This window comes from Nonomuraea sp. NPDC004702, assembly GCF_053601695.1.
On sequence record NZ_JBSGCE010000081.1, the window covers coordinates 1 to 24,461 of the forward strand.

Here is a 24,461-nt window from a genome sequence, read left to right on the forward strand (position 1 = left end):
GGCACGGCGACGCCAGGTGGCCGCGGCCCGGGGGGATGATCCGGCACATGCTGGCAGATGGGCCCCGGCCGCGTCGAGAGCCGGTTCAGACGGTCTCCACGGCGGGGCGGGCCGCCGAAGCGGGCGGGGACGCGGGTGCGAGAAGTGGCAAGTTGCAGCAGAACATCGAAGTCGACGACATATGTAACCACGTCGGTGCTGCCGCCCAGGAGCGCGGCCTGGTGAAGCGCTACCGCTTGAGCAGTGGCAGGGGTGTGGCCGCACCTACCAATTCGTCTGAACCGGTCTTGTGAATGATGCCGTACCTGTCGAGGAATCGCTCATGCTGGCCAATTATCCTCACAAGTCGTGAGCGGAGTTGAAGGGTACCCATCGCGTCCGAGTCTGTGGGCAAGGTCGTCCGGCACGGGCGCCCGCAGTCGAACCCCAGTCCCGAGTCAGGTCGAGGCCGCAGCCGCTCAAGGTAGAGGCCATACCGCAGCCAAGCGTGATGAAGGCGAGTGGCTCGGGTAAGTGCGGTGACCTCCTTACGGGATTCTCTCAGCTAAGTGGAGTACTATTGCATCCAGTTGCAAATCTCGCCCGGCGCTGGTGTCACGGAGGGTCTTTCGGTTTCGGAGACGGTGAGCTGGTCAACATCGTCGTCATCGATCCCGCGACTGGCCCCTCTCCTGATTATCATCCCGCGACCGGGGCATATACCAGGCCGATCGCTGCCAGCATGACGGGCCGCTGCTCACGGAGGGCTGTCCGTCCCCAGTGGGAACAGAAAATTTACTGTAAAACCCAAGTTGACTTGACCACCTTCCAGGCAGCGCTACAGTACCGACAACTCGTTGACGATGAATTGGAGCCCAGCATGGCCAAGCGGATTCAAGAGATGTTGCTAGACGACATCGATGGCGGTCCCGCCGAGCGCACCACGAGATTCGCTCTCGACGGGAGGAATTACGAGATCGATCTCTCCGGGCCCAACCGGGACAAGTTGGAGAAGGCCCTGGCACCCTTCATCACCAAGGCGCGGGCGGTGCGGGGCGAGCGCCAGATCCGCGGCCGTGGTGTAGCCGGCGGCGGTAGCCGTACTCTCACCCGTGAGAAGTCCGCCGAGATCCGGCAGTGGGCCAAGTCGCGGGGCCTCCCCGTCAGCGAGCGAGGCCGAATCGCCTCCACCGTTGTGGAGAAGTACGAGGAAGCTCACTAAGCGCTCCACGACCAGGACCGGAGGGTGCGCGTTTTCACTGATCGCATCCTCCTCCTGCGCTGCCGGGCCCCGCTCAGACGAACGTCTGCGGCTCCATGCGAGGCGTCGAACGTGAGTCGTTCACTCCATCGCGGATCTCACACCGTTTTCGGGGCGGGCTGGTCCCCTGTCCGCCTCCGCTGACGCCGGGTTGAGGCCCACGATACGGTGGCCCCGCAGTCGTGATCTGGCGGAGGCCACCGCATCGCTCGTGCAGGGGACGGATCAAGCGCGATGAGACGAGGACGAGGCCACGTCGCCCTTCCCTCGTTCGACGTGCGGAACTCTCCAGTTTCACGCTCGGAAGCAGATACAGCGCCTGTACCTCCAAAGCGTGATGACCAATTGGAGAAGCCCCACGTGATCAGCATCCGCGCGACCTGGCTTTACCTGCGCCATGAGCCTCTCGCCGCTACTCCTCAGCGGTCAGCACCGGCCGCCCCTCAGGCCGGTGGGGCAGATCCTTCTCCCTCCAGCGCAGCCCGCCTCAATTCTTGGGCCGGACGCATGCGCGGCATGCGCTCGACCAGAGCCCCACGCCGCCTCTTGTGCTCGCCTTGGGGCCAGAGGGTTGCCCAGCGGAAAGGCCGCCCATGGCTGCTGCTGAGGCGTGCGAGGGCACGCTCAAGGCCGAGTGGATGTACATCACCCGGTTCCGCGCCTGCGCCGAGGCCCGCCTGAAAATCACCACTTAGATTACTGGCTTCCGCGCACCACCGGGCGACACAGCGCCGACGGCGGCCAGCTGCCCATCACCTTCGAACGGTACATGATCGGGAAGAGGCAAGGCTCGTGGGCCCTGCGAAGGATCGCTGTGGCGCGGAACCCGTCTCCACGTTCTCAAGGGATGGCCATTCCACTGCCGCGTCGGCGGTCACGAGAGCCTTCTGCGGTGCGAAGGAGACCCATGGGGCGGCACACGCCCAGCTCACCTTAATTCCCGTGACACTTCGCGATCAATCACGGTGCGGATCTGCGCTGGTAGTGGCAGTGCCGAGCCGTGGCCTGGTGGCAGTGGCGCCAGCATGACCAGCACAGAGCGTCCGTGGCAGCGCGCGGTGATGACGCTGTGATGAGATAGCGGTATGGGTCTGGACGATGACAAGAACGCCGTCCGAGAACGCATCTGGTCGGCTCTGATCGACGCGGAGATATCCGCCTCGGACGCGCGCGGTCACATCCCCTCTTTCGTCGGCGCCAACAAGGCGGCAGAACTGCTCGCCACGACAGGCGCGTGGGAGCGAGCGCATGCTGTGATGGCCAATCCCGACGCGGCTCAGTTACCTGTTCGTGCCCGCGCGCTGGCCGCGGGCAAGATCCTTTACATGGCAGTCCCGAAGATCGCCACCGTCGAGCCGTTCTACCTCATCGACCCCGCTCACTCGACGCTCGCTCCCGACCAAGTCGCATCCAGCGACGTCGCCGCAGCGAGGAGTCCTCGGGTGGGCACAGAGCGCATGCGCTCGATTGATCTTGTTGTCTGTGGGACCGTCGCGGTCAACCGGCAGGGCGTACGCCTCGGCAAGGGTGCCGGCTACTCCGATATCGAAGTGGCTCTCCTGATCGAAGATGGCTTGGTCACCCCTGACACCGTCATCGTCACGACTGTGCACTCGCTTCAGGTGCTCACCGGACCGCTTCCCGAGACCGACCACGATTTTCGGGTTGACCTCATCGTCACTGAGAAGGAGATCATCGCCTGCCCGCGATCTCGGCGCCCCAGCGGACTGATCTGGTCCAGCATGCCCGCTGAGAGGATCGCCGCGATCCCGGTCCTCGCTGCTCGGGCCAAGAAGGACGGCCGATAGGCGGGGCCGATCTCGCTTTGATCCACGTACGTGACGATCCCGTCCCCGGTGGGGGGTCGGGGAGGTGAGGATGGGGATACGAGTCAGCGTGAGCGCGCTGAGTGGGCTCGTCACGAGCGGGCAAGCTGTTCACCGTCAGCTTCGCTATCCCAAGTAGCGGGTCGCCTTCACCTTCCGGTCCCTCGAGTCACCGCAACCCGTCACTGGCGAGGGGGGGATGTGGATTCGACGGCGGCCGCCGGAGGGCCCCGGAGAGGCTAACCCGCCCAAGACCGCCTCCTCCCAAACGCCCGAGTGTGTCACCATCGGTAGCGGACAGCGCGAGAGAAGCTCGGCATGGGACGAGGGACGCGATGCCGCAGAAAGGTGGCCGAGCAGCGACGGACGTTGTCGACTTGTCCAGCGCGCCCGGCGGGAGCTCATCGAGCACTTCCCGAGGGCCTGCGCGCCGAACACCGCGCACAGAGCCTGCACCCATTGGGCGTCCCCGCGCGAGCAGGTTTGCGCGACCCCGAAGGCCATCATCGGCGTTGACCGCGTCGGCATCGCCGACGCTACCTACCGCCCGAACGCTCGCCCCGGAGCGTCTACGGCTCCCTCATCACTACTCGTCCCGGGGATCAACACACAGGCAACGCGACGGCATCCTCGCCCAGCCGTCTAGCCAAGGACTCGATCCCGATCCGACCCGCATCATCGACACCCAAGGTGCTAAAACTTCCTCCACGTCCCGGTTGACAGCCACGGCTACCCCTCGAGCAAGATCGTCACCGGCCGCACGCGCGGCATCATCACCGCCGCTCTCGCCTGATGGCCACCGCCCAGTGGCGTCACTGTCAGCTCCACCAACTCGCCCCTGCTCCTCCAGCGTCATGGTCTCCGCCCATCCCCGGCCTGGAGGAGACCGTCAACAAGCTCGCCATGCCGTCGGTCACCATTCGGACAATCCGCTTCCGGCGACCAGCTCTCGCTGGGGCCGTCAACTCCCTCGTCCGGGAGATCGCCACCATGTCCTGGCGAACACTGGCACCCGAAAGTGATGACACCACGCCCGACCGGGACTCGCTCTCCACCTTGATGAACGTCGCGCAGCGGCCATTCTGACCGCTGGGCACTCCAGGCACCGCCACCACAGGCCCAGGTGACGGGCCAAAGGCGCCCGACAGGGTCATCTATTTCGATGGGCCCCCACCATGATCATCCGCGATGGAGGCGCATCTGTCCTCCCTGACGTCGGCGCGCTGCACGTCTGTAGCCGCCAGCACACGTACCGCGGAAGTATCACCGATGAGCTCCTCGATGCGATCCACCCCGCAACCCAGACCGAGATGGGCGGCACGGTACGCCGGAGAGACCAGCACCCACCGGCTCCTGCTGGCCGACGGAGCAGGAGGCGAGCTGGTCGGGTTCGCTTACGTCAGCGCCAGCGAACTGTACGCCATTCATGCAGACCCCGGCCCCCACGGAAAAGGCATCGGCACTGTCCTCATGATCGCCTGCCGAACCGCCCTACGTCCCCTCGGCCACGACCGAGCGGAGCTCTGGGTCCTCGAAGGCAATGAGCCGTCCCGCAGCTTCAAGGACCGCGATGGCTGGATATCAACCGGCGAAGCCCGCCAGGCAGAAGTCTACGGAGCCAACACCCGGCAACTCCGCTTTGTCCGACACCTCTAAATATCAATCCTGCTTAGGAGAGCGGGTTACGGGGCTTGAAACGGCTCAATCGAGCACTGCTGTCCCAGGGGCTGGTGTCGAAAGAGTAGCTGCCGGCCCAGCAGTGGGAGCGGCTGGAGGCCGAGTCGCGGCGCGGCCCCCGGCCTCGGGATGCGGCGAGATCCGATGCTGGACCCTGGGACGGGTCAAGGCACTGATCGGCTGGCTGGGGCACATCAGCTGCGCCCTCGCGGACATGGGCAAGCCGCTGGATCTCCACGGATGGTCAGTCCCGTCCCGGCGCGGCGCGTCCTGGAGCGGACGAAGAGGCCATCACCACCTGGAGAGAGCAGGTGAGGTGAGGCCGGGCATGAAAGCACCGCGGCGGACTCGGGCGCCTACGTGTGTTCGAGCACGAGGCCGGGCAAGGGCCGAGGCCGCCGAAGGGACGCCCCTGGGTGCCGGTCGAGGACAGGCCGGTGGTGACAGTACATGGCAGGGGCTCGTGAAGGGGCGAAATGGCCGGTCCCGTGGCCTACCGAGACCGCGAGCGACCGCACCCGCTCTACCGGCTCCAGGACCACCGCGGGCGCGAGAGCGAGCCCCAAGCCGTCGTCTTGGACGGACCACCGGGACCTTATCGTGGCCGTCCGCCAGCACCCCGACACGCCGCTGGTCTGGTGCAGGGACAACCTGAATGAGCGCCTGACCGGCCTGCTTGTCGAGTCGCCGCCCAGCGCGCCAATCGGCTGCGCGTCGTCCGGTTGCCGCCATATCGCGCTCATGTTGAACCCGTCGAGGGCGTATGGTCTCTACTTCGCCGGGCCCTGGCCGACGTCGCCCTCGCCGACTTGCCTGAACTCGTCCGGATCATCTAACGCCGGCTGACAAGGATCCAGTCCCGGCCTCATCTGCTCACCGTCTGCCCCGCCTTGACGGGGCTCTCCCTCGACACTCCTACAAACCAATGACGGGCCCTACGAAGTCGACCTGCGTAGCGCTGGACGTTCAGACCTACCGCCACGTACGACGTAGGAGCACCGCAGTGGGAATCGTCCCGGGGTCGGCGGAGACTTTGATGTGCCCTGGGTTCGATGGAGTCGCGTTTCTGGATTGTCATGCCACGGTGGACGCGTTCTCGAACTGTATCGGGTTGAGCATGCCCAGGCCGCTGTGCCGTCGTTGCCGATTGTGCCAGATCTCCAGGTACTCGAAGATCGCGGCCGCCAGCTCGATCCGAGTGTTCCAGCGCTGCCGGTCGAGGAGCTCGCCCCTCGAGCGATCGCTCGCCAGAACCGGACACGGTCCTGACGCCAGGCGACAGTCGGCCGTCCTGGCGAGGGGATCTGACCGCGATACAACCGGACTGCCTGCTGCTTCTTTCCCGGACCCATGCACCAACACCTCCAACGACGAAGTGTTGCGAGCACCGATTGAATCCACTCTGTGCGGCTCGGTCATTTCGCAGGACGGCGATGGCCTTGCACAGGTGGCCGGCCTTGTACGGGCTGCAACGTAGCTTCCGGAGGATCTTCCAGCTCTTCAGCTGGGCGTTGGCGCGCTCGCCTGGGCCGCGCAGCCTGGCGTGGGCGCGGTTGGCCTGCTTCTGCGACTCGGGCTTGTTCTTGCCCGTGTACGGGATGCGGGCCATGCGGGATGCCCCAGATGCGGGCGGCGCTCAGGTCGTGGGCCTTGCCCGGCAGCGCGCCGGAGGCCACAGGATCGTCCCGTTCTGCGAGGCGATGACCTGGATGTTCATGCCGCGTACGCGTTGCTCGCCGGAGAAGTAGGGCCGGTCGGCGGCGATCCGGTCGATCGGGATGAGGGTGCCGTCCAGCAGCGGGTAGTGCGGCCCGTCCTGTTCGGCCCGGCGCGGCGCCTGTCCAAGTTTGGGCGAGCGTGCCGACAGCGGCGTCACTGTCTTCTCCACATGCCGCCAGGCCGTCGCGGGTGGAGATCCCGAACCCGGCTCCGAGTTCGGGGAACGTCTCGCCTTCGCGCAGGTAGACCAGGACAAGCAGGGCCTGTTGTCCGGGGGTGAGCAGTCGCCAGGTCGATCCGATGAACTTGCGGTGACGGCGGATGAGGCCTGGCGACGTAGTTCAGGGTTCGGCGCGACAAATCGACGGCAGCGCGGTAGAACTGCATCTGAGGCCCCTGGTGGTGGACGTGATTGTGGTGATCAACCCGTCTACCAGGGGTTTCGTCGTGTCATCAGGCGAACGTCGCCCTCGCGATCATGCTGTGATCAGCAACCCACCGCACGGGATGAAAACGGCTCACTCGAAGGGCTCAAGCCTGGCGAAGATCCTCGCCAGCCGCCAAAGAACTTCCTCAAGGACGACGGGGAGTCGCTGACGCCCCTGGAGGAGATGGCGCGCTACGAAGACGTTACCCAGCCGCGGCTTGACGCCTACGACCGATGGCTTTATCAAGGTCTCGCGGGAAAGCAATGGAAACCCATGTCCGAGTCGGCGGAGGATGGCTTAGACGACGGGAATTCGGAGTTTGAATAATGATAATCCAGCGATTCTTTCCAGCGGCTATATTCAGCGCGCTATTCCTACTAGCCGCATGTCAACAAGACCAGCGTCCTCCAGTTGACAGAACGTCTCTTCCGTCCGTGGCAGCGCCCCCGTACGTCTGCGATCATATTCCACTCCAGGCGGTGCGCCTGGTGACAGGAATTCAAGACCCTATCGTCAGCGGTAAATTCGATATGACGGTGGGCAAGAGGCTGGATGGGAAGAACTACGGCATGGGAGGGTGCTACGTCTACGAACCGACAGGGAACAAGCCAAAGGTGCTGCAGGTTTCCCTCTCCCCGGCAGGCTCAAAGGAGGAAGTTGAGGCCGAGGTCAAACAAGGGGCCCGGCGCCTACCAGAGATTGTCCCCGGCGCGGTCGGCTACTACGGACAGGTCGGCACTGGTGACGATCCCCATGCGGCCGCCATCCTGGTACACGGCCTGGACGAGGTGATCGTGGAACTCGTGCATGGGGTCAAGGGACGGGATAACGCTGCCGATGTAATGGCTCTGATGAAGCTGATCGCGCCGAAACTCATCCTGGACGCCACTCCCACACCCCGGAAAACCAGGGGTTGAACGCGATGGTCATCAATCCACTGAGCCCTTTTCATCCTATTTCCGCACGTCAGGAGGCGCGGCTGGCGATGATGGACCCTGTGGCCTAAGTCAGGGAGCTGATGGACCAGGCGGGGATCCGTGCCTGGGTCGGGCCGGGTGCCGACGGCGAATGCATTCTGCGAATCGCCACCCACGCCTACAACGACCTCACCGATATCGAGGCCGTTGTCGCGCAGCTCAAGAGGGCCCTTAGACGGTGAAGGGTGCGAGTTCCCTGATCGACTGATCAAATCGATCTCATTCTCCGCAGTGAGGACGGCGGCCGAAGCTGCCCTGTCTTAGCTGGTGATCGGACCACATGGGCGCGGGAGTCGGCGGGCCGGTGGGCTGAGCGGTTCGGGGTCCGGCCAATCCTGATCGAGTCGATGCCCGTGCGAGAACTGGCCGGCCGACGGTAGGTGAACAGCACGGTCTCCCGATCTTGATGGGAGACCGTAGGGAGACCGGCAGTATCACGCACCCCCGCTCCGGGACGGAAATCCCGACACCACTCGACACGGATCGCTGGTGACTTTAATCCGTAGGTTCCGGGTTCGAGCCCCGGGCGCCCTACCTCAACGACCTGGGCGGACTCCCCGATCTCCACGATCTGGAAGCCCGCCCGGTTGCATTTCGAGTTGCGGTTATCCCCGAAGTGCCCTGCCATGCGGGCTGCGGCTTCGGTCGAGAGTGTCGCCGTGATGTGGGTGAAGGGCTCGGTCGTGGTCAGTTGTGAGTGGCCGAGGATTTCCTGAACGACGCTGATGTCCACGCCTTGCTTTATGAGGAGCGTCGCGGCGGTGTGGCGGGCGTCACGGACTCGGGCGTCTTTCTCGACCTCGGCGAGACGGAGGAGTTCTTTCCATCCGTCCCAGTCCTGGCCGGCGCCGATGGGGTCCGTCCGGGTGGCACCAGACGAGGTCATAGTCCTGCCACCGCTCCCCCGCTGCTTCCTTCTCGGCCTGTTGGCCTTCTGGTGGAGCTTGTGGAGTGGGATCAGCGGGGGCGGGATCACGGCGATTCGCTTGCTCTGGCCCTTGGGCTTCACGAAGATCCTTGTTGCATACGTGCTTGTGGCCGGAGGTGCGCTTGGCCTTGGGGCGGTTCTTCGGGCACGGATACCGATGCAGTCGCTTGCCGCAGGCGTGCGGGTCCTTGCAGCCGTGGCGATAGCGCTGGTGCTTGCACGCGGCGTCCTTCGGGGGTGGCTGCTCCGGCTGGGCAGTTATGCCCACGGCGACACGGGAGAACCCGTGATCAGATTGAGCCTTTTTATCCTATTGCCACAGGCCAGGACCGGTGGCTGGCGAAGATGGACCCCATGGCCTGGGGCCTGGCCCAGACCTCTGGCAGCCGAGCCGGGTCGGTAGATGCGCCATCAGTCCTTCTCTGGAGAGCCGGGCAAGGAGGATGAAGGGGCTCATTGCGTCGGCACAGCCCGACGATCTCGGCCTGGAATTCCGGCGTTAACTAGCAGTGAACACTCGGCTTCTCCTCCCCATGCGTTCCGTCATTGACATCCCGGGGGCGAACCCGTGATATCGGATGTCCGTCGCACCGGATCAAGCCTAGTGTCCGTTCTGCGGCGAGAGACTGTGTTCTGGGCGTACGGTGATCCCATTCAACACATCACGACGTACATCCCAAGGACCGCCGCCAAAGGCGACCCTATTTCTGCAGGTGGAGGCATCTTCACCAGCTTGGCATTCACGGATTATCGAGGACAAGGAGTACACGATGACCCACCAGCGAGAAGAAAGCAGCGCCCGTATGACTCGCCCCCCCGAGGCCTCTGCGTTCCACTGGATGTGCTGGTGATCGGCACCTTCCGCACGACCCTCACCGCGAACGGACGGACGTACGGGGTGAGCAGGTTCGTCCTGCGGACCGACCTGTCCCTTCCGCAGCACGAGGGCCGAGCGGAATGAAGACGCTCAGCCATGTCGGCCCCGCCCTCCGGATAGGTGTCCTCGCGTTGCTGTGGGGCTCCGGGTTCCTCTGGATCAAACTAGCGATCTACGGCTTGTCCCCCACACAAGTCACACTGGCACGCCTCGTACTAGGCGCGGGCTTTCTAGCTGCCATACTTCACGGCAAGGGCCTGCGTCTTCCTCGCGGGAAAGCGCTCTGGACGCACCTCATCGTAGCCGCCTTATTCGCCAACTCGGCACCGTATTTGCTGTTCACCATCGCAGAGCAAACGGTGTCGTCATCAGTTGCGGGCGCCATCAACGCGACCACACCGTTGTGGACTTTAGTTGCCGCGTTTATTAGTCGACAAGACACGTCTGTAACAGCGGCCAGAGTCACCGGCCTTGCAATCGGCTTTGTCGGAGCGCTGCTGATCTTTTCCCCTTGGGAAAGCGACGGCGCGTTGGCGAGTTGGGGAGGTCTAATCTGCTTGGCTGCTGCGATATCTTATGCCATAAGCTATGTCTACATGGCCAGGTTTCTTAGTAGCGAGAATGAGCAGCCGATCGTCCTGTCCGCAGGCCAGCTCATTGCCGCGTCTGGGCTGACATTCTTCGCACTGCCTTTCGGCGGACTCGAACCGATAACGCCTCACGCAAGCGTGATTGTGGCCATCTTCGTGCTGGGTGTCCTCGGCACCGGCATCGCTTACGTGTTAAACTACCAGATCATCCGTGATGATGGACCAGTCCTTGCATCGACTGTGACCTATTTACTTCCCGTGGTAGCCATTTTCCTCGGCTGGGCCGCTCTCGGCGAAGAGATTACCGGACCATCGCTCGGTGGCACAGCCATCGTTCTACTTGGAGTGGCCGTAACGCGCTTGGTGCCTCAGCGCACAAAGGAGACCCAGAAGTGAACCCGCTGCGTGAGAAGAGCGCATCGTCGGAGAACGCTGACCAAAGATCGGCACGCGGAGGCAGCGGGGCAGCGGGCAGGTGGAGCTCGTGACCGATGAGAGTTGGGAACGTCATGACGTTGCGTCGACTCTCTTTGGCGGCGCGCCGTGCGAGGTCTTGTCACCCGCATCCGGCTGGTCGCCAGACAGGCACCGGATCAAGGCGCCGCTGGACTACTCTCGCGGTCGCGAGAGTAGTCCTGGACATAAGCAGGTGGGCGCATCGCTGACGGGGCCGCGGTCACCATGACCTCGCCGTCCCGCGGTAGCCGCTACTATCAGCGGTTCCTCGTCGTGATCGAAACTGCCGTCCCTGGCACCTGGTGCCATCTTCTTCATCACCGACAATTCATCCTGCCGCAAAGCTACGCCACCCGGAAATGGCTGGCCCGGCCATCCCGGGCTCTAGCAGGCTTCAACCCGATTGGCATCTGCCAAGCTTAGGCTGCGGGAGGCCTGGTGGCGTATCTTCCGACGGCGTGCCATCGCTGGACGGTGTTTCGTCGGCCCCTCCGACATCGACTATGTCACACAGAGCGCCACGGCCCGACTCAACGCCCAGACGAAATCTTGAATTCGGGGACATCCACCACCGCCATGACGGCAGCTACGCCGACGGTTCGTCTTTGCCTTCGGGGAACGCAGCACACATGGAGTTAAGATGAAGAGCTCAGTCCTGATCATCGCGCCCTTTCGACCCCCTTGGCAGGCCACCCCTGTACAGGACTGATATCGCGCCTTCCAGCCCGGCTCAGCTGCTAGGTGCGGGCCTCGCCGCAGGCTAACAGGGCCCATCACCACCAGCCACCGCCCGTGAGTTGCGACAGTAGGACAAGAGAGCTCACGGCTCCGTGGACCGCGAGCTCTGCAAATGGTGGATCGATCCATGAGTCGCAAGGCGCGTAGCCTACCGAGGATCAGCCATCAGGATCTCCCACGGCCAGCAGGCTAGACGATACCGGCCGTCTAACAGGCGATTCCCCTGTCCAGCCACAGGCAACGGAGGCTATTATCTTTCCTCAAGTCACTCCGAGAATTAATGATCGGGTGGATCCTTCTGCGAACGAGGTGACGGGCTACTGCTGGTGGGGCTTCGATGCTTAGCCGCAGGCTCACTCGCGATCAAGGGGAGTCGCCGATAAGACACACTCTTCCGAAGCTGCGTAATCATCGATTCGACCGCCGCTGTTTACCAGCACCGAACCAAGAGGAGCTCAAGTGCTGCTGACCAGTAAAGTCGTGCTCGTAACGGGGTCTTCCCGCGGCATCGGTCGGGCCGTCGTATCGGCTTTCGCTCACGAGAATGCCCGAGTCGTCGTCAACTCGCGTTCGGACCGTGCCGGAGGAGAGCATCTTGTACAGGAGATCGCGCGGTCCGGGGGCGAAGCGATGTACGTAGGTGCCGACGTCAGCGTCGCGGCTGAGGTTGAGAACCTGTTCACCATAATCGAGTCGACCGTCGGTCCAGTCGACATTCTGGTGAATAACGCAGGTCTCACCGAGGCCATGGAATTCACCGAATCGACGACAGACCATTGGCGCCACATGATAGACGTGAATCTTATGTCAACGGTCCTCTGCTCTAAACGCGCCGCCCAGTCGATGGAGGATCGCGCAGGCGCGATCGTGAACACCTCTTCCATCCGTGGATTCGACGCGAACGGCAGAGAGGCGATCATGGCCTACTCCGCTGCTAAAGCGGCAGTGAACAATCTCACACGCACTCTAGCGAAACAGCTCGCTCCATCGATCACTGTCAACGCCGTGGGCCCCGGATTCGTGGCGACCTCTTACAAGGACCGGGTTACGGACGCCCAGAAGCGGCAGTGGTGGGAGATGATCCCGCTGAAGCGCTTCATCACACCCGACGAGATCGCCCAGGCGTTCGTGTTCCTCGCCAAGGCTCCCTTCTTGACCGGAACAATCATCAACGCCGATGCGGGCTTCACGCTTGGCCGCGACTGACTTGAAGGGGGAAGTGCGCTTCCTTACCTAGCGTGGAGACCGAACCGGGAAGGTCTGGTCGTAGCAGAAGTCACGCGGCTACTCTTTGATCCGGAGTTCCGGGCGGGCGTGGAGCGTATCGTGCAAGGCAACAGGCAACCCCGTCGCTCAGGTGGCGCGGAATCTGGGGTTCGGCCCGTACACGCCGCACGATTGGATGCGAATGGATCGGCTCGCCACGCAGGACAACGACGACGGGCGTGAAACGCTGGAAGCGTCCGAGCTGGAGCAGCTGGCCTGGTGGCAACATCCCCTCGGCCGGCCCCGACCTAAGTCACGCGCCGCCCAAGCCGCCGACCTCGGGATCTGGCCGGTCATCATCGTCCACACCCAGCTGCGCCCTGGCCGCCGGCGGGCCGAGGACCCGCGTCGCCCGTGAGAAAACCCGCTGCCTCGGGGGCAGCTCACTCCCGCCCAGGTCCGGCGCGGTTTCGGAACCCGCGTGCCGCCCTGGCCCAACCGGCCTCCCCCGAACCGAGCATGCCCATCGCCCCTGACAACACTGCAACAACCCGGACGATAAAGACCAAGTTTAGACAGCGTCACCGACATGACAGAGCTGGCCGACACATCGCGATCTCCTTGGACTGCTCGGCTGTGTTAGCAGGTGAAGTCCTCAGAGGAGGGGCCAGTCAGGTGATACAGCAACGCGTCGTACGACTGAAGGAGATCAGCAGGAACCGCCGGGAAACCGCAGGTGAACAAGTGTCGGCCGCGCGCATGTGGGGGTATTCCGGTCTCCGCCGCCTGAAGGACATTGTCCTCGCCCTCGCCCTCGCCCTCGCCAGCGCGCACCGCGCCAGGCGGCTGCGAATCATCCACTACCCGCAAGGCAACAGTCCGCTCATCAGCTGAAGCAGCTGCGGCCGAGGGACCATACTAGCGACGCCCCTCCTCCGTTTCCGTCTACCGCCCTCAGGTGAAATGGCCGTATCCGAAGAACGCGTCCCAGACCTACGTAAGCTTCCTGCCCCTCCGAGCGACGATCTAGCCGACGAGGTCCTCCAACGTGTCCTGCGCGAAGTAATAGACCACCCAGCCAATGCCGAGGCCCGCACTCTCCTCAACGGCGTCATGGGCGCGTGGCGGCGTCACCAAGGCCGAGGCGACTCGAAGCTCACCCTCACTCTCATCGCCGGCTACGCGGGATCGGGCAAGACCGAGTTCTCCCGATTCCTTTCCACTGTCACTGGCTGGGCCCTCCTCGATAAAGACACCTTGACTCGCCCTCTGATTGAGCGCCTGCTTGTATCTCTCGGTGGCGGCTCCCACGACCGGCACACCGAGCTGTACCTACGCGAGGTCCGGCCGCTGGAGTACCACTGCCTGATGGAGACCGCCTTCGACGTTCTGGACGCGGGGACCTCAGCGATCCTTTCGGCCCCGTTCATCACCGAGCTGGCCGATCGCGACTGGATAGCCCACCTGACCAATAGCTGTGTGGCCAGGGGCATCGAAGTAACGGCGGTGTGGATGCGCTGCGATGCCCAATCCATGCGCCGGCACATTGAACTCCGCGACGACCCTCGCGACGCCTGGAAGCTTCAGAACTGGGATGTGTACGTGAGCACCCTCAACACCGACACCAGCCCCTCCACCGCCCACATCACCATCGACAACCGGTTCGGCGCCGCAATCAATCTCGCCAGCCAAGCCCGCGAGGCGCTGAAGGAAATCCAGGGTCGGAACCGGCCCTGAGCCCCCGGCTCCACCGATCACGGGCTTCAAAGGCATCACCGACGTCTTGAGAGTCGCCGCCAAACCATGCTCCGGGACAGGACACACCTGCTCTCGTCCTCTGAAACTGGCGATCATAGACACCTGGGTCTCCGACCACTAGGGAGATCGTCTCTGTCGCCCCTCGCTCCCTCGAGTCCGACCGCCTCAACCCGCCGCTCGACCGCGAAGCCAAGAGCCGGCCGGCCGTCATCCGCCATGTCGAAAGAGTCTCTGTCAACGTCGCGGTGACGTGCCGGTACTTTCTGATCAGCCGGGGGGCGCACCACATCTAGTAGCCGCCATCATACCGACGGCGTCGATTTCACCCCTCGAATCGCCAGGCGTAACGAGGTAGAAGAACTGCGAGTCCGGGGGCATCACAGCAGTGCTTAGAGCGTCCGGGCCACCCGGACGGCCACCGGCAAGCCCGTTCTGATCCTTCACCAGGTCAGGCCGGGCAACGGCTCGGTGTACGTCTACCAATGAGCCCTTTCATCCTCCTCGCCCAGCTAGCCTGAGCAGGGTTGATGGCGCATGCACCGGTCCGGTTCAGCTGCCGAAGGTCCGGGTCTCGTCGCAGGCCACAGGGCTCATCGCCACCAGCCACCGTTCCTGACGTGCGACAATAGGATGAAGAGGCCAACTGACCGCGCGCCTCGGAGCGAGGCCGATATGTCGTGCGTTATCGACGTGCGTACCGGGTTGGAACAGTGAGCCTTTCATCCTCCCCGCCCAGTTCTCGTGAGCAGGACTCATGGCGCATCTACCGACCCGGTTCAGCTGCCGGAGGTCTGGGTCTGGCCGCAGGCCACAGGGTCCATCTTCGCCAGCCGCCACTCCTGATCTGCGAAAATAGGATGGAAGACTCAGTGGCTCGCCAGGCACGGCATCCAGCGGTGGACGCCCAAGCGGAAAGAAATCGGCCGAGAAGATCCACCGAAATGTCGGGGCGAGACGGAGGTCTTCACGTCGGGCGGCGAGGTCATCGCCTCGGTGACCCTCACCCATTGCCCTAACCAGAACTTCTGGCAACCCCAAGGCGGACTGGCGCTGTACGTGTACAAGCTGTTGGTCGCCCGCGATCACGGCGGTCAGGGCATCGGAGCCGACATCGGTCCATAGATTAGGCTGCCTGGCGAGGATTTCCCTGGTTGCGCCTGGACATCTGGCGAACCAAACTCGGGCGACAGCGCTACTACCTCAATCTCGGGTTAAGCACATTCGTACAGCTGATGTCGGGCGACGCGACTCCAGAGCATGCTCCTGTGTTTTACGATGGCTCGGAGGTCGGTCAGCCTCGATTCTTCATTGGCGAGGCCGATCACCGCTGATCGTAGAACAGTGAGCCTTGCCAACCTCCCTACCCGGCTCTCCCTCAGCAGAACCGCTGGCGCATCTACCGGCTCGGCTCAGCGGCCGGGGGTCCGGGCCCAACAGCAAAGGACGAAGAGGGCTCAGTGACTGAGATAAGGCTCCGCCAGCGGCATGTTCATGCAGATCGATAAATCCGTTAAGGGGATCCCGTTTTGAGGATTCTGACTAACCCGAGGCGCAGGCGGACTAATGAGCGCACGCACTTCAGCACTACTGATCGTCTGGATGGCCGGGATGACCGCTTGTTCGCCGTCTCCCCTGGTACAGGACAGGACTCCCATAGGGGCAGTCACCGCATCACCCCGCGAATGCGGCCTGCTCTCCGATCAAGCAATTAAACGAGCAACAGGTTTGACCCACTTCTACGCCAGCGGCACGAATTCCTCAACTCGCTTCCAGTACTGCGTAGTATCTGAATCGGCCAACGCCGAATCACCAAAGTGGCTGGAGGTCACGCTCGACCCTTACCTAGCCTTTTCACGGGAAGGTCTCGAACGTCGAAGAGTCATCGACAAGGGTGTCGCCCTGCCGGTCGGGGTCGGCCCCGGATTTAGCGCAGCCATCAAAACTAAGGACGGCGAGCCGTTGGGGGCCTTTGTGTCAGCCTGGGCAACTCAAGGCACCAAACTGCTCTCCATCACACTGTATCGGGGGGCACCAGGCCGAGATCACCAAGCAGACGTCATCGAGTTCGCCCGGCAACTCCGGCCTATCCTCCTTACTCAAACACCGTGATGACTTCACGACTCGTGGAGAAACTGGCATGCCCATTGCGGATGAGAAATTCTGCTCGGGAGGATGGAAGAGATTGTCGCATTTCGCGGCGCCCCAGGGAACAGAGCTCCACCTGTCCCGGTGCTCAGGAGTACGGGCCTGGGCCTTCGGGGAGATGATGAGGGGCGTGGCAGGCGTCGTGTATGGCCTCTGAGGGTTGGCTTCATGACGCTGACGTGTCACAGCCGGGTCCTGTTGGCGCGCATGCGGTCGTCTCGCCTTGTTCTTCAACCGCTTACGATCTATCGGTGGCACCGCTGAGGGGTGGAGGCCCATCGGGACTGGGTGTGTGCGGCGTTAGGCGGTGTCCACGTGAGGCGTCGGCATTGGAGTAGCCGTCGTCCGAGGCGACACTTGGCGCGCCCCATGCGCTCGGCCAGATGTTGGGGCCGGCCGGCCAGGAGGCCGGCGATAGACATCGACCGGGGCAGGCGATTTCGCTCTTGTGGAGAGGGCCACGCGGGTGGAGCCGGGGCCCAATACGTTCGCAGTCCAGGGAGCTGGGCGCGTTCGCGAAAGCTCGGCCGCCTCGCGCGGGATGTCCCGCTCTTGCTCTGGCTCCCGGATCCGCGCTTTGAACCGCTAGTCCTCTTCCAGCACGTCGTCAGAGGGTGCCCCGACGACACCGCCCGACCGCGGCCGCGCCAGTCCCGCCTCGGGCGCTCTCACCGCGAGGCTGCGCGGCTCATAGCCACACTCGCGGCGTCTCGCGGCTGACCCCCAGATCTCGCGCGATCGACGTGATCGCCCGACCGGCCGCGGCAACTCCAGCACCACCGCGTCGGCTTGAACTCGGGCGGGGAGTTCTTCATCACCATTAGGGACGTCTCTTCCCCTGGACCTCGAGATCCAGTCTCCAAGATGTCCACGTTCAAGAGGGGACATCCCGGCTTCACATCGAGTCGGATGGGCCAATTGACCTCGGAGATCACCGACTTGCTTGCCGACGTCGACAGGGAGCTGTCCCCCATCACCGTGAGCGTTCGCATCCACCACACTGCGGTTTCTCGCAGGACGCCCGTTGGACGTCCGTGTCCCGGCGTGCTGGACGCGTGTACCCCATTTGCCTCATCCCTGTCGCCGTGGCCCTGGTCTGCTCGGCTTGTCCCTGATCGATGGTGGGAGAATGATCGGGCTTCCACCTCAACCACCTACTGCTCTACGCATCACGCAGCGATCATTCGGAAGCCGGAGCGCCCCCGCGGAAGGCCTTCTGCGGTGCCTCATTTCGGCGCTTCCTGAACGCGCTGAAGCGCCCAGTTCGGCTGCTTGATCGGCGTGAGAATGCCGACTCCGACGCCGTCGTGATTCGCTGTCGGCGAGGGTGGGCAGGCCAGCCGCGGCAGCGGTGTACGGCGCGCCCGGCGCGTCTGCGCGGGCTGCGGTCAGGTCGTGGACGGAGCAGGGTTCGACCTCGGCGATCCACAACGACGGCCCGCCGGGTGCTGACAGTGCCTGGGGGTTGCCAGTGCTGGTGGACCTTGCCGGAATACCAGGCGTCGATGGCATCGCCTTGACGTTGACGCCCTGTTCGGCGCAGCGATCGGTCGGGATCAGGGTGCCGCTTCAGATCACATACGCCAGTCCCTCGCTTGCGCACAGTCGAGGGCTTCGTGCGGATCTGGTGCTTGATCCGCCAGAACCTCGATGCCTTCGTGGATGGAGCGGTAGGCGGTGGGTCGGGAGGTGCGATGGTTGTGGCCCCGCTCGGGGAGGTCGTTCTCGCCGTGGAACTAGCGCAGCAACCATGGCCGCGTGCCGAAACGGGCTCATGGCTCGGCTACCTCGCGGGGTGCTGCGCAGTCGGCGTTCGTCGTGCGGGAGGCTGGCGACGCACTGAACGAGTGCGCGGGAGACGTCGAGCGGGGCACGATGAGCGATCACCTGGAGCCTTCCGGCCGGCTGAGATTCTTGTGGTGAGAGCGAGCTCCCTACGAGAGGCTTCGCCTTGTTTCCTGTTTCGGTCATTCTCGCGAAAGGTTAGGGACGCCACGGACGGCGTTCAAGAAATGCCCGCCGCCCACTATGCACTGAGATCATCTCAGCAACTCTTGGTCGCCATGTCACGAGTGTAGAAGTCGTGCGAAAGGGTCTCTCCCGCCTCTTGGATGCCGAGGGGTAGCGATTGATCCCATAAGCGAGTGACGGGTTTAGCGTCACCTTTCAGTTCTTGGGGCTCGTGATCGAATTCGAGCCGGACCGCCCCGCTGGTTGCAGGTCGCCGATGTCCTCCGCGGACTGATCGCAAGAGCTCAGCAGCTGAAAGATCAGGAATGGCCCTCGATATCGATGGAACCTTGCCTGGAACCGACTGTTCCTTGACTGACGTTGCCGCCCGTCGGATGCTGAGTGTTGTACTGATGCCTCGGTACGGAGGGAACCCCTCGTGCGAAGGAATGTCACGCGGGCTGACTATGGTCGCCTGGCGGACAGGTACGACGAGAACCGCGCCCACAGTCCAGGGTTTGTCCACTGGATGACTGATGGCATCCTTAGCCGGTTGAGTACCGGCGATGGCCGTCTGATGATTGATCTCGAGTGTGGAACTGGTCCACACTCAAGGCGACTGGGGAAGGGCATTGGGATCGCGCCCTGGGCTGATCCCTCAGCAGCGATGTCGGAGTGTTTTCCCGTCGAGGCGTGTTACCGCTGCCTGCCGGTGCCGGGGGCCTCGCCGGAGCCGGATCAGGCCGCCCCATGACAGCTACCATGCGATCCTCCTCAAGGTGGCGCTGCGCCACGTTGCGGGTTCACCACAGGTCTTCACCGGCCTCGCCCGCCTTTCTAGGCCGGGTGGGTGGATCCTCCTCGCCATGGTTCCAGTCCCGATCGATTGCTCATTGTTCAGGTCGGCGCTGCTGCTCTTCTGAGAACGGCGGTCCGATCCGGCAGGTGTCGTCCCCGCGATGGAGCGCTGCGGTCTCCAAGCCAGGCTCGCCTACGATGCCTTCCCCTTGTCGCCCACCCTCGCGCGTGATCGGCGGAGGGTTCGCGTCCGGTACATGCCGCCGCTGCCCAGCGTTGTCAACGCCTAGATTAAGGCCGAATTTTCCTGATATCCGCCACGAGCATCATGGTTCCGAAGTCGGATTCTTGGATCGGTCCGCTCGTTCTAGGAGGAAGGGGTGACGGTGTGAGCGTTGAGTTCGATGGCCGCCTGTTCCAGTTGAAGAATGAGCTGGACGATCGCCGCAGGGTCACACGGCATCTTGGCCTGGACTTCGAGCGCCCGATCGGGCCACTCGGCGATGGTTTTCCCGAGAATGCCATTCCGGTGGTGGGGAAGATCATCGAGCGGATCCTGATGCAGCTCTGGCGGCACCATGACGTACCCGGTGACCTCGGCGAAGAGGCGCTGGGCGACTTGATCGGGAAGCTCCAGCCGTACGTCGGCGCCGGCACCATCGTGGACTCTCTCCGCGACATCCAGCGGCTGCTGAGCGGATCTTCCCAGGACGGGTATGAGGCCACCGAGGAGGAGGCGCTCACGGCTGTCCATCAGCTGCTCCATGTGCTGGCATGGTTGAGCGGCACAGACAGCGGCGCTCTAAACGGGGAGGGGCCCGCGCTCGCCCCCGAGGTGGCGGTCAAGGCTGAGTTTCTCTCGGGGCTGTACGTCGCGCTCGGTTTCCAGCTGGTCAAGCGGTTCGAGCTCTCCCGCGATACGGTCTATCAGCTGTTCCTTCGTGAGCGAGGATTGCGCAGCGAGTACGCCGAGTTTCTCCTGAGCGGAGACGTCGATGAGGTGATCCGGGTCCTCGAGGCCACCGATGGCGAACTGCTGCGAACTCGGCTGCCGAAGCTCACCCGCTTTCTAGTCCTGGAGGAGAACGGCGTCCCCCAGGTACCGGGCCCGCTGGCCGGCCAGGACCGGATGCTGCCCTATGACCGGTTCTTGGATGCGTTCGTCGATCTGGACCGGCATCTGTCGGACATCGTCGGCGCCTACCCGCGACTGCTGGACACGGCGCGGCTGACCCTCTCCGGTGATCTGCTTACTACCGACGCGCGTTCGGGCGAACAGCGAGTCTCCCGGACGGATGCGGTTGACCAGTTACTGGACGAGGTGGCGGCCTCGGGCGGAAATCTGCTCATCGTCGGCCGGGCAGGCGGCGGCAAGACGACGCTGCTCAAGCGGCTGGTTGCCCGCTCGGTCGCGGCGAGCCGGCGGCGGTATCGGTTCTACTTCGACATGAGCCTCAAGCGGCCGGACGAGACGTTCTCGGACTTTGTCACGCGCGCCCTCGCCCCGTACATGGCCGTGGAGAGCGCGTACGTTTTCGAGGTGTTTCGTTACTTCGTCCGTTCCGGCTCCGCGCTCTGCGCGCTGGACGGCATCGACGAGGCGGTGCCGTCGATGACCCAGGCGGGATATCTGGAGCTGTATACCGAGATCGCCCAGGTTTTGTCGGCGGAGTCGGCGGTCGTCACCGCCTCTCGTGCATCCTTCCTGGAGGACTTCCCGCAGGTGCGGGGGGTGCTGGACGGCACTTCGCTGGTGTCGGAGAAGCTGGTCCAACAGCTTCACGCGCAGGGTGTGAATCCGCTGCTCGTGCCGCGCTTTTCGGCGTTGCGCCTGCACGGCGTCGCCGGGGCCGGCTCGCCCCTGGAGGTACGGCTGGCTGAGGAACTGGATGTCTCCCGCGACCGGCTTCTCCCGCACTTGGCCGAGCTGGCCTGGCAGCAAATCTCCCGCGTCGCTGAGGAGGCGGGTCTGACATCCGCTCTGCCGTCGATCACGGCGTACTTCGGAGGGGCGTTCTTACGCGGCCGTACGGTTTTCACATTCGTCGACCTCGTCAATGATCTGGGCATCGAGTTGTTCGATGGCGGGCGGCTTACCTACGACTCCTTGCGATTGCGGGATCTGTTCCGACTCGCGGGCCCCGCCACGGTCGCCTTCGCCCACGGTGCTTACCAAGAGCTGCTAGCCGCGGAGTTCCTGCGGGACGAGGCTCATCGGGAGACGTCCCTCGGGACGAAGCCGCGTCTGACTGAGCAGGTCCGCGAGTTCCTTCACCGCAGGAACCGCCAGGAAGCCCCGGCGAAAGACTGTGTCCTGCCCGCTGGTGTCTACCTGGTCGGGCCGAGCCATCATTTGATGCTCAAGCGCGTCGAGCGCTCTATCCGCTTCGATCGTTTTCCTGTCACGGTCAGCCGCTACAACCGCTTCCTAGAAGCGGTCCGCCGATATGGGTCACGGCAATGGGACCACCCGGAAAGACCCCAAGAGTTCTCCCACGAGCCGTGGCAGGAGCGCCTGAGAGTACAGGAGTACTTCACCGACCCAGCGTACGAGGGCCACCCAGCGGTCTGTGTTAGTTACTGGAGCGCCTACGCCTTCGCACGTTTCGAGGGCAAGCGCCTGCCCACCTCCCTGGAGTGGGAGGCTGCCGCCCGCGGGACGGACGGCCGGCTGTTTCCTTGGGGGGACGAGATCGATCTCAGCTTCGTCAGCAGCGCCGACTCCTGGAGCGGCCGTACGCTGATCACCTACGAAGCGTGGCGGGAGGAACTTGATCTCGGGAGGCTGCGCCAGGCCATGCCGGGCCCGGTCGACGCGCATCCCGGCAATGTCTCCCCGTTCGGGATCCGCGAGATGGCCGGCAACGTGTGGGAAATCACGGGCACTGTACTGGAGCATCTGAACGAGGTGGTCATCTGCGGTGGCTCCTATGACAACCGCTACGGGGCGCTGCAGACCTCCTCCAAAGGTCTGGCGCGGCGGCGAGGATGCAGCAACGCGGTCGGTTTTCGTTGCGTCGAGGAGCTTTGATGAGCGGTGAACGACTCGAAGGCTGTGATCAGCGGTTCGGCCACATCGTCGACCGCATGCCGCACGGTAGCGGGTACGGCGGGCGCCAGGGCACCTACATCGTTCGAGACGCCGACACGGGCACGCACCACTCCTTCACGCACGCCGACATCGTGACCAAGGGGTTTCGAACCATCCGGACCGGCGAACGAGTGCGGTTCCTGAAGGCCCCGGAGGGACCAGAACGCGCCTGCTATGTCATCCGCTTAGACCCACCCGATATAGAGGATTACTATCAGTGATCCGGCTGGTGCGACAGACCCCTAGATGTACTGACCTAAGAGGTTAGGTAGGCGGCTGGCAGGTGGCCGCCGGGCGCGGTGTGCGCTCGTGATGATCCCAGGCATGGACCCCTGGTTCTTGATCGGGTCCTACGGTAGGCCGAGGCCGCACGGGCGGCGCTCATGTACATCAGCGCGCCCGACCGATCGTGCGGCAGAGCTGCCTTGCTCGCGAAGCGGTGCCGCTTGACCAGCCGGATTCGCTCCAAGTGCGCGCAAGCCGGCCAGCCTCGGATACGCCAGGCGTCCAGCAGATCAAGAGTAGCGCCCATGATCGCGGCATGCGCCTCATCCGGCAGGCTCGGAGGGGCAGCCGGGTACGGATGGTCATCGTGCAGCGCGACGCCCAGCAACGTCGCCATGTCACCGGGATCAAGGCCGTAAGCTGACCTCCACCGAGCAGCACACGCCCCACCACCATCGCGTCGCCGCCAGCGGCCACCATCTGTTCATCGTCAAAGGCACCCAACCCACGATTTCGCACCAGCTCAAGGCCCCGCCCTGGCGCGAGCACCTCCTCAACGATCGCACCGACGAGCCAGGCCACGGCCACCAGGAGATCCGCCGCGTGAAGATCCGCACCGCCCGACCCGGCCATTTCTCATGCCACCCAGGCCCTCCAGGTCATGCGCCGCCGTAGCGACCGCAGAACCGGCAAGACCACGCTCGTCACGATCTACGCGATCACCAGTCCGCCACCGGGCCTTTCACCCAGGCCCAGCTCGCCGCACTGATCCGTGGCCGCTGAACTATCGAAGCCCCGCACCACATTCGCGACGTCACCTGCGGCGAGGACGCCTGCCTGGCCCGGACCGGAGCAGCGCGCGCCTGCCACTCGGGCCGCGCACGCTCAGGCAGCGCGGCTCTGTCTACTACCCGATTTCGAGCTTCGCCTTGATCCGCAACTCCAACTCATCCATATTGCTGAGGAAATCCGCCGCCAGGTCGACATCGTAGGCGTGAGCTAGGATCAGGACTGACCACAAACAGTCGGCAAGCTCGTGTACAAGCGCCGCACGGCCGTCGACGACATCCTCACGAGTTCCCTCTGCCGCCATCACCAGCTTGGCGAGATCGCCTACATCACCGGTGAACCCGAGCATGAACTCCTCGTTAGTCCAGGTCCGACTACGTTGGCTCTGGTTCAACTCGTCGTATAACTGCTTGATAACCAATGCGCGAGCTTGGAGCAAAGCAAGATCCATGGCATTCCTCGATAACGGCGTTGGCTCACCGAGCGGAGCCAGCCTACGTCAGGCAGAGATCGATTCAGCCTAGACGCGCGGATTACCAACGAGTCGGTGTTTCTCGGTCCCGAAGTAGGGCCGCGCTATCAGTAGCGCTGCTGTTCGAGACGGATGGTGACCGGGTTGGTGCCCAGCAGGCCGGCCATGACTTCCCGTGGGCAAGCCCCTGGCGGATAGACGAATGTGGCCAGGACGCAGTCGGCGTCACTGAACGGGGACAGCGTCGCCCGCGTAGCGCTTGTGCTCACCCGCTTCGAGCATGACTACCTATCAGCAATTCGCTGAGATCCCGTCAGCATCCTCGGCTCTTCACCCATGGGGCATGGCCACTTGTTCCTGATGATCAGGATGACAAGACGGAGTGACTGGAGACTGAGCTCTTTTCATCCTATTACCGCAGGTCAGGGGCGATAGATGATGGCGATGAGCCCTGTGGCCTGCGACGAGGCCCGGGCAACCGGCAGCTGAGCCCGGCCGGGCGACGCGAGATCAGTCCTGCTCAGGAGAGCTGGGTGAGAAGGTTGAAAAAGGCTCAATGAACTGCTAACGA

General features: G+C 63.8%; 15 protein-coding genes and 2 pseudogenes. 12 read left to right on the top strand and 5 right to left on the bottom strand.

The window, feature by feature from the left end; all coding sequences use genetic code 11:
• The 4 genes from ACWEJ6_RS47620 to ACWEJ6_RS47635 form a co-directional block, all read left to right on the top strand.
• Positions 1-293, top strand: a 293-nt coding sequence (locus ACWEJ6_RS47620; RefSeq protein ID WP_452431980.1) for a hypothetical protein, incomplete at its 5' end; no start/stop codon positions are given.
• 566 nt (positions 294-859) lie between these two features.
• Positions 860-1,201, top strand: coding sequence for a histone-like nucleoid-structuring protein Lsr2 (locus tag ACWEJ6_RS47625; protein ID WP_452431981.1), 342 nt, complete (start codon positions 860-862; stop codon positions 1,199-1,201).
• 1,124 nt (positions 1,202-2,325) lie between these two features.
• Positions 2,326-3,048, top strand: coding sequence for a 5-formyltetrahydrofolate cyclo-ligase (locus tag ACWEJ6_RS47630; protein WP_452431982.1), 723 nt, complete (start codon positions 2,326-2,328; stop codon positions 3,046-3,048).
• Between the two features lie 1,299 nt (positions 3,049-4,347).
• Positions 4,348-4,722 carry an N-acetyltransferase family protein gene (locus tag ACWEJ6_RS47635; RefSeq protein WP_452432006.1) on the top strand — a complete coding sequence of 125 codons (375 nt, stop codon included), beginning with the start codon at positions 4,348-4,350 and terminating at the stop codon, positions 4,720-4,722.
• Between the two features lie 1,095 nt (positions 4,723-5,817).
• Here the strand turns inward: ACWEJ6_RS47635 and ACWEJ6_RS47640 are convergent.
• The 3 genes and pseudogenes from ACWEJ6_RS47640 to ACWEJ6_RS47650 form a co-directional block, all read right to left on the bottom strand.
• On the bottom strand, positions 5,818-5,994 hold the full coding sequence (locus ACWEJ6_RS47640; protein WP_452432007.1) for an IS3 family transposase: 177 nt from the start codon (positions 5,992-5,994) through the stop codon (positions 5,818-5,820).
• Positions 5,928-6,095: pseudogene (locus ACWEJ6_RS47645) on the bottom strand (IS30 family transposase); the annotation flags it as partial. The gene ACWEJ6_RS47640 and the pseudogene ACWEJ6_RS47645, both read right to left, overlap by 67 nt.
• 56 nt (positions 6,096-6,151) lie before the next feature.
• A pseudogene (locus ACWEJ6_RS47650) lies at positions 6,152-6,849 on the bottom strand (transposase family protein); the annotation flags it as partial.
• Positions 6,850-7,369: 520 nt separating this feature from the next.
• On the opposite strand from ACWEJ6_RS47650, the gene ACWEJ6_RS47655 reads away from it, so the two are divergent.
• The gene (locus ACWEJ6_RS47655; RefSeq protein WP_452431983.1) at positions 7,370-7,807 is read left to right on the top strand and encodes a hypothetical protein; all 438 of its coding nucleotides are present in this window, start codon (positions 7,370-7,372) and stop codon (positions 7,805-7,807) included.
• Between the two features lie 268 nt (positions 7,808-8,075).
• Here the strand turns inward: ACWEJ6_RS47655 and ACWEJ6_RS47660 are convergent, their stop codons facing one another.
• On the bottom strand, positions 8,076-8,876 hold the full coding sequence (locus ACWEJ6_RS47660) for a tyrosine-type recombinase/integrase (RefSeq protein WP_452431984.1): 801 nt from the start codon (positions 8,874-8,876) through the stop codon (positions 8,076-8,078).
• Positions 8,877-9,752: 876 nt separating this feature from the next.
• Between ACWEJ6_RS47660 and ACWEJ6_RS47665 the strand changes: the two genes are divergently transcribed.
• From ACWEJ6_RS47665 to ACWEJ6_RS47695, 7 genes are all read left to right on the top strand, one after another.
• Positions 9,753-10,658 (top strand): DMT family transporter, encoded by a 906-nt coding sequence (locus tag ACWEJ6_RS47665; protein WP_452431985.1) that lies wholly within the window; start codon positions 9,753-9,755, stop codon positions 10,656-10,658.
• Positions 10,659-11,915: 1,257 nt separating this feature from the next.
• The gene (locus ACWEJ6_RS47670) at positions 11,916-12,662 is read left to right on the top strand and encodes an SDR family NAD(P)-dependent oxidoreductase (protein ID WP_452431987.1); all 747 of its coding nucleotides are present in this window, start codon (positions 11,916-11,918) and stop codon (positions 12,660-12,662) included.
• A 202-nt stretch (positions 12,663-12,864) separates the two neighbouring features.
• A complete protein-coding gene (locus ACWEJ6_RS47675; RefSeq protein ID WP_452431988.1) occupies positions 12,865-13,080 on the top strand; it encodes a hypothetical protein in 216 nt (71 codons plus the stop codon).
• A 545-nt stretch (positions 13,081-13,625) separates the two neighbouring features.
• The gene (locus tag ACWEJ6_RS47680; protein WP_452431989.1) at positions 13,626-14,399 is read left to right on the top strand and encodes an AAA family ATPase; all 774 of its coding nucleotides are present in this window, start codon (positions 13,626-13,628) and stop codon (positions 14,397-14,399) included.
• A 1,584-nt stretch (positions 14,400-15,983) separates the two neighbouring features.
• Positions 15,984-16,529, top strand: coding sequence for a hypothetical protein (locus tag ACWEJ6_RS47685; RefSeq protein WP_452431990.1), 546 nt, complete (start codon positions 15,984-15,986; stop codon positions 16,527-16,529).
• A gap of 3,172 nt (positions 16,530-19,701) precedes the next feature.
• Positions 19,702-22,344: an SUMF1/EgtB/PvdO family nonheme iron enzyme gene (locus ACWEJ6_RS47690; protein WP_452431992.1), complete on the top strand. Its 2,643-nt coding sequence runs from the start codon at positions 19,702-19,704 to the stop codon at positions 22,342-22,344.
• Positions 22,344-22,625, top strand: a complete 282-nt coding sequence (locus tag ACWEJ6_RS47695; RefSeq protein WP_452431994.1) for a hypothetical protein — start codon at positions 22,344-22,346, stop codon at positions 22,623-22,625. The genes ACWEJ6_RS47690 and ACWEJ6_RS47695 overlap by 1 nt, the downstream gene beginning before the upstream one ends.
• Before the next feature lie 911 nt (positions 22,626-23,536).
• Here the strand turns inward: ACWEJ6_RS47695 and ACWEJ6_RS47700 are convergent.
• Positions 23,537-23,869 (bottom strand): hypothetical protein, encoded by a 333-nt coding sequence (locus ACWEJ6_RS47700; protein WP_452431995.1) that lies wholly within the window; start codon positions 23,867-23,869, stop codon positions 23,537-23,539.
• Between the last annotated feature and the right edge of the window lie 592 nt (positions 23,870-24,461).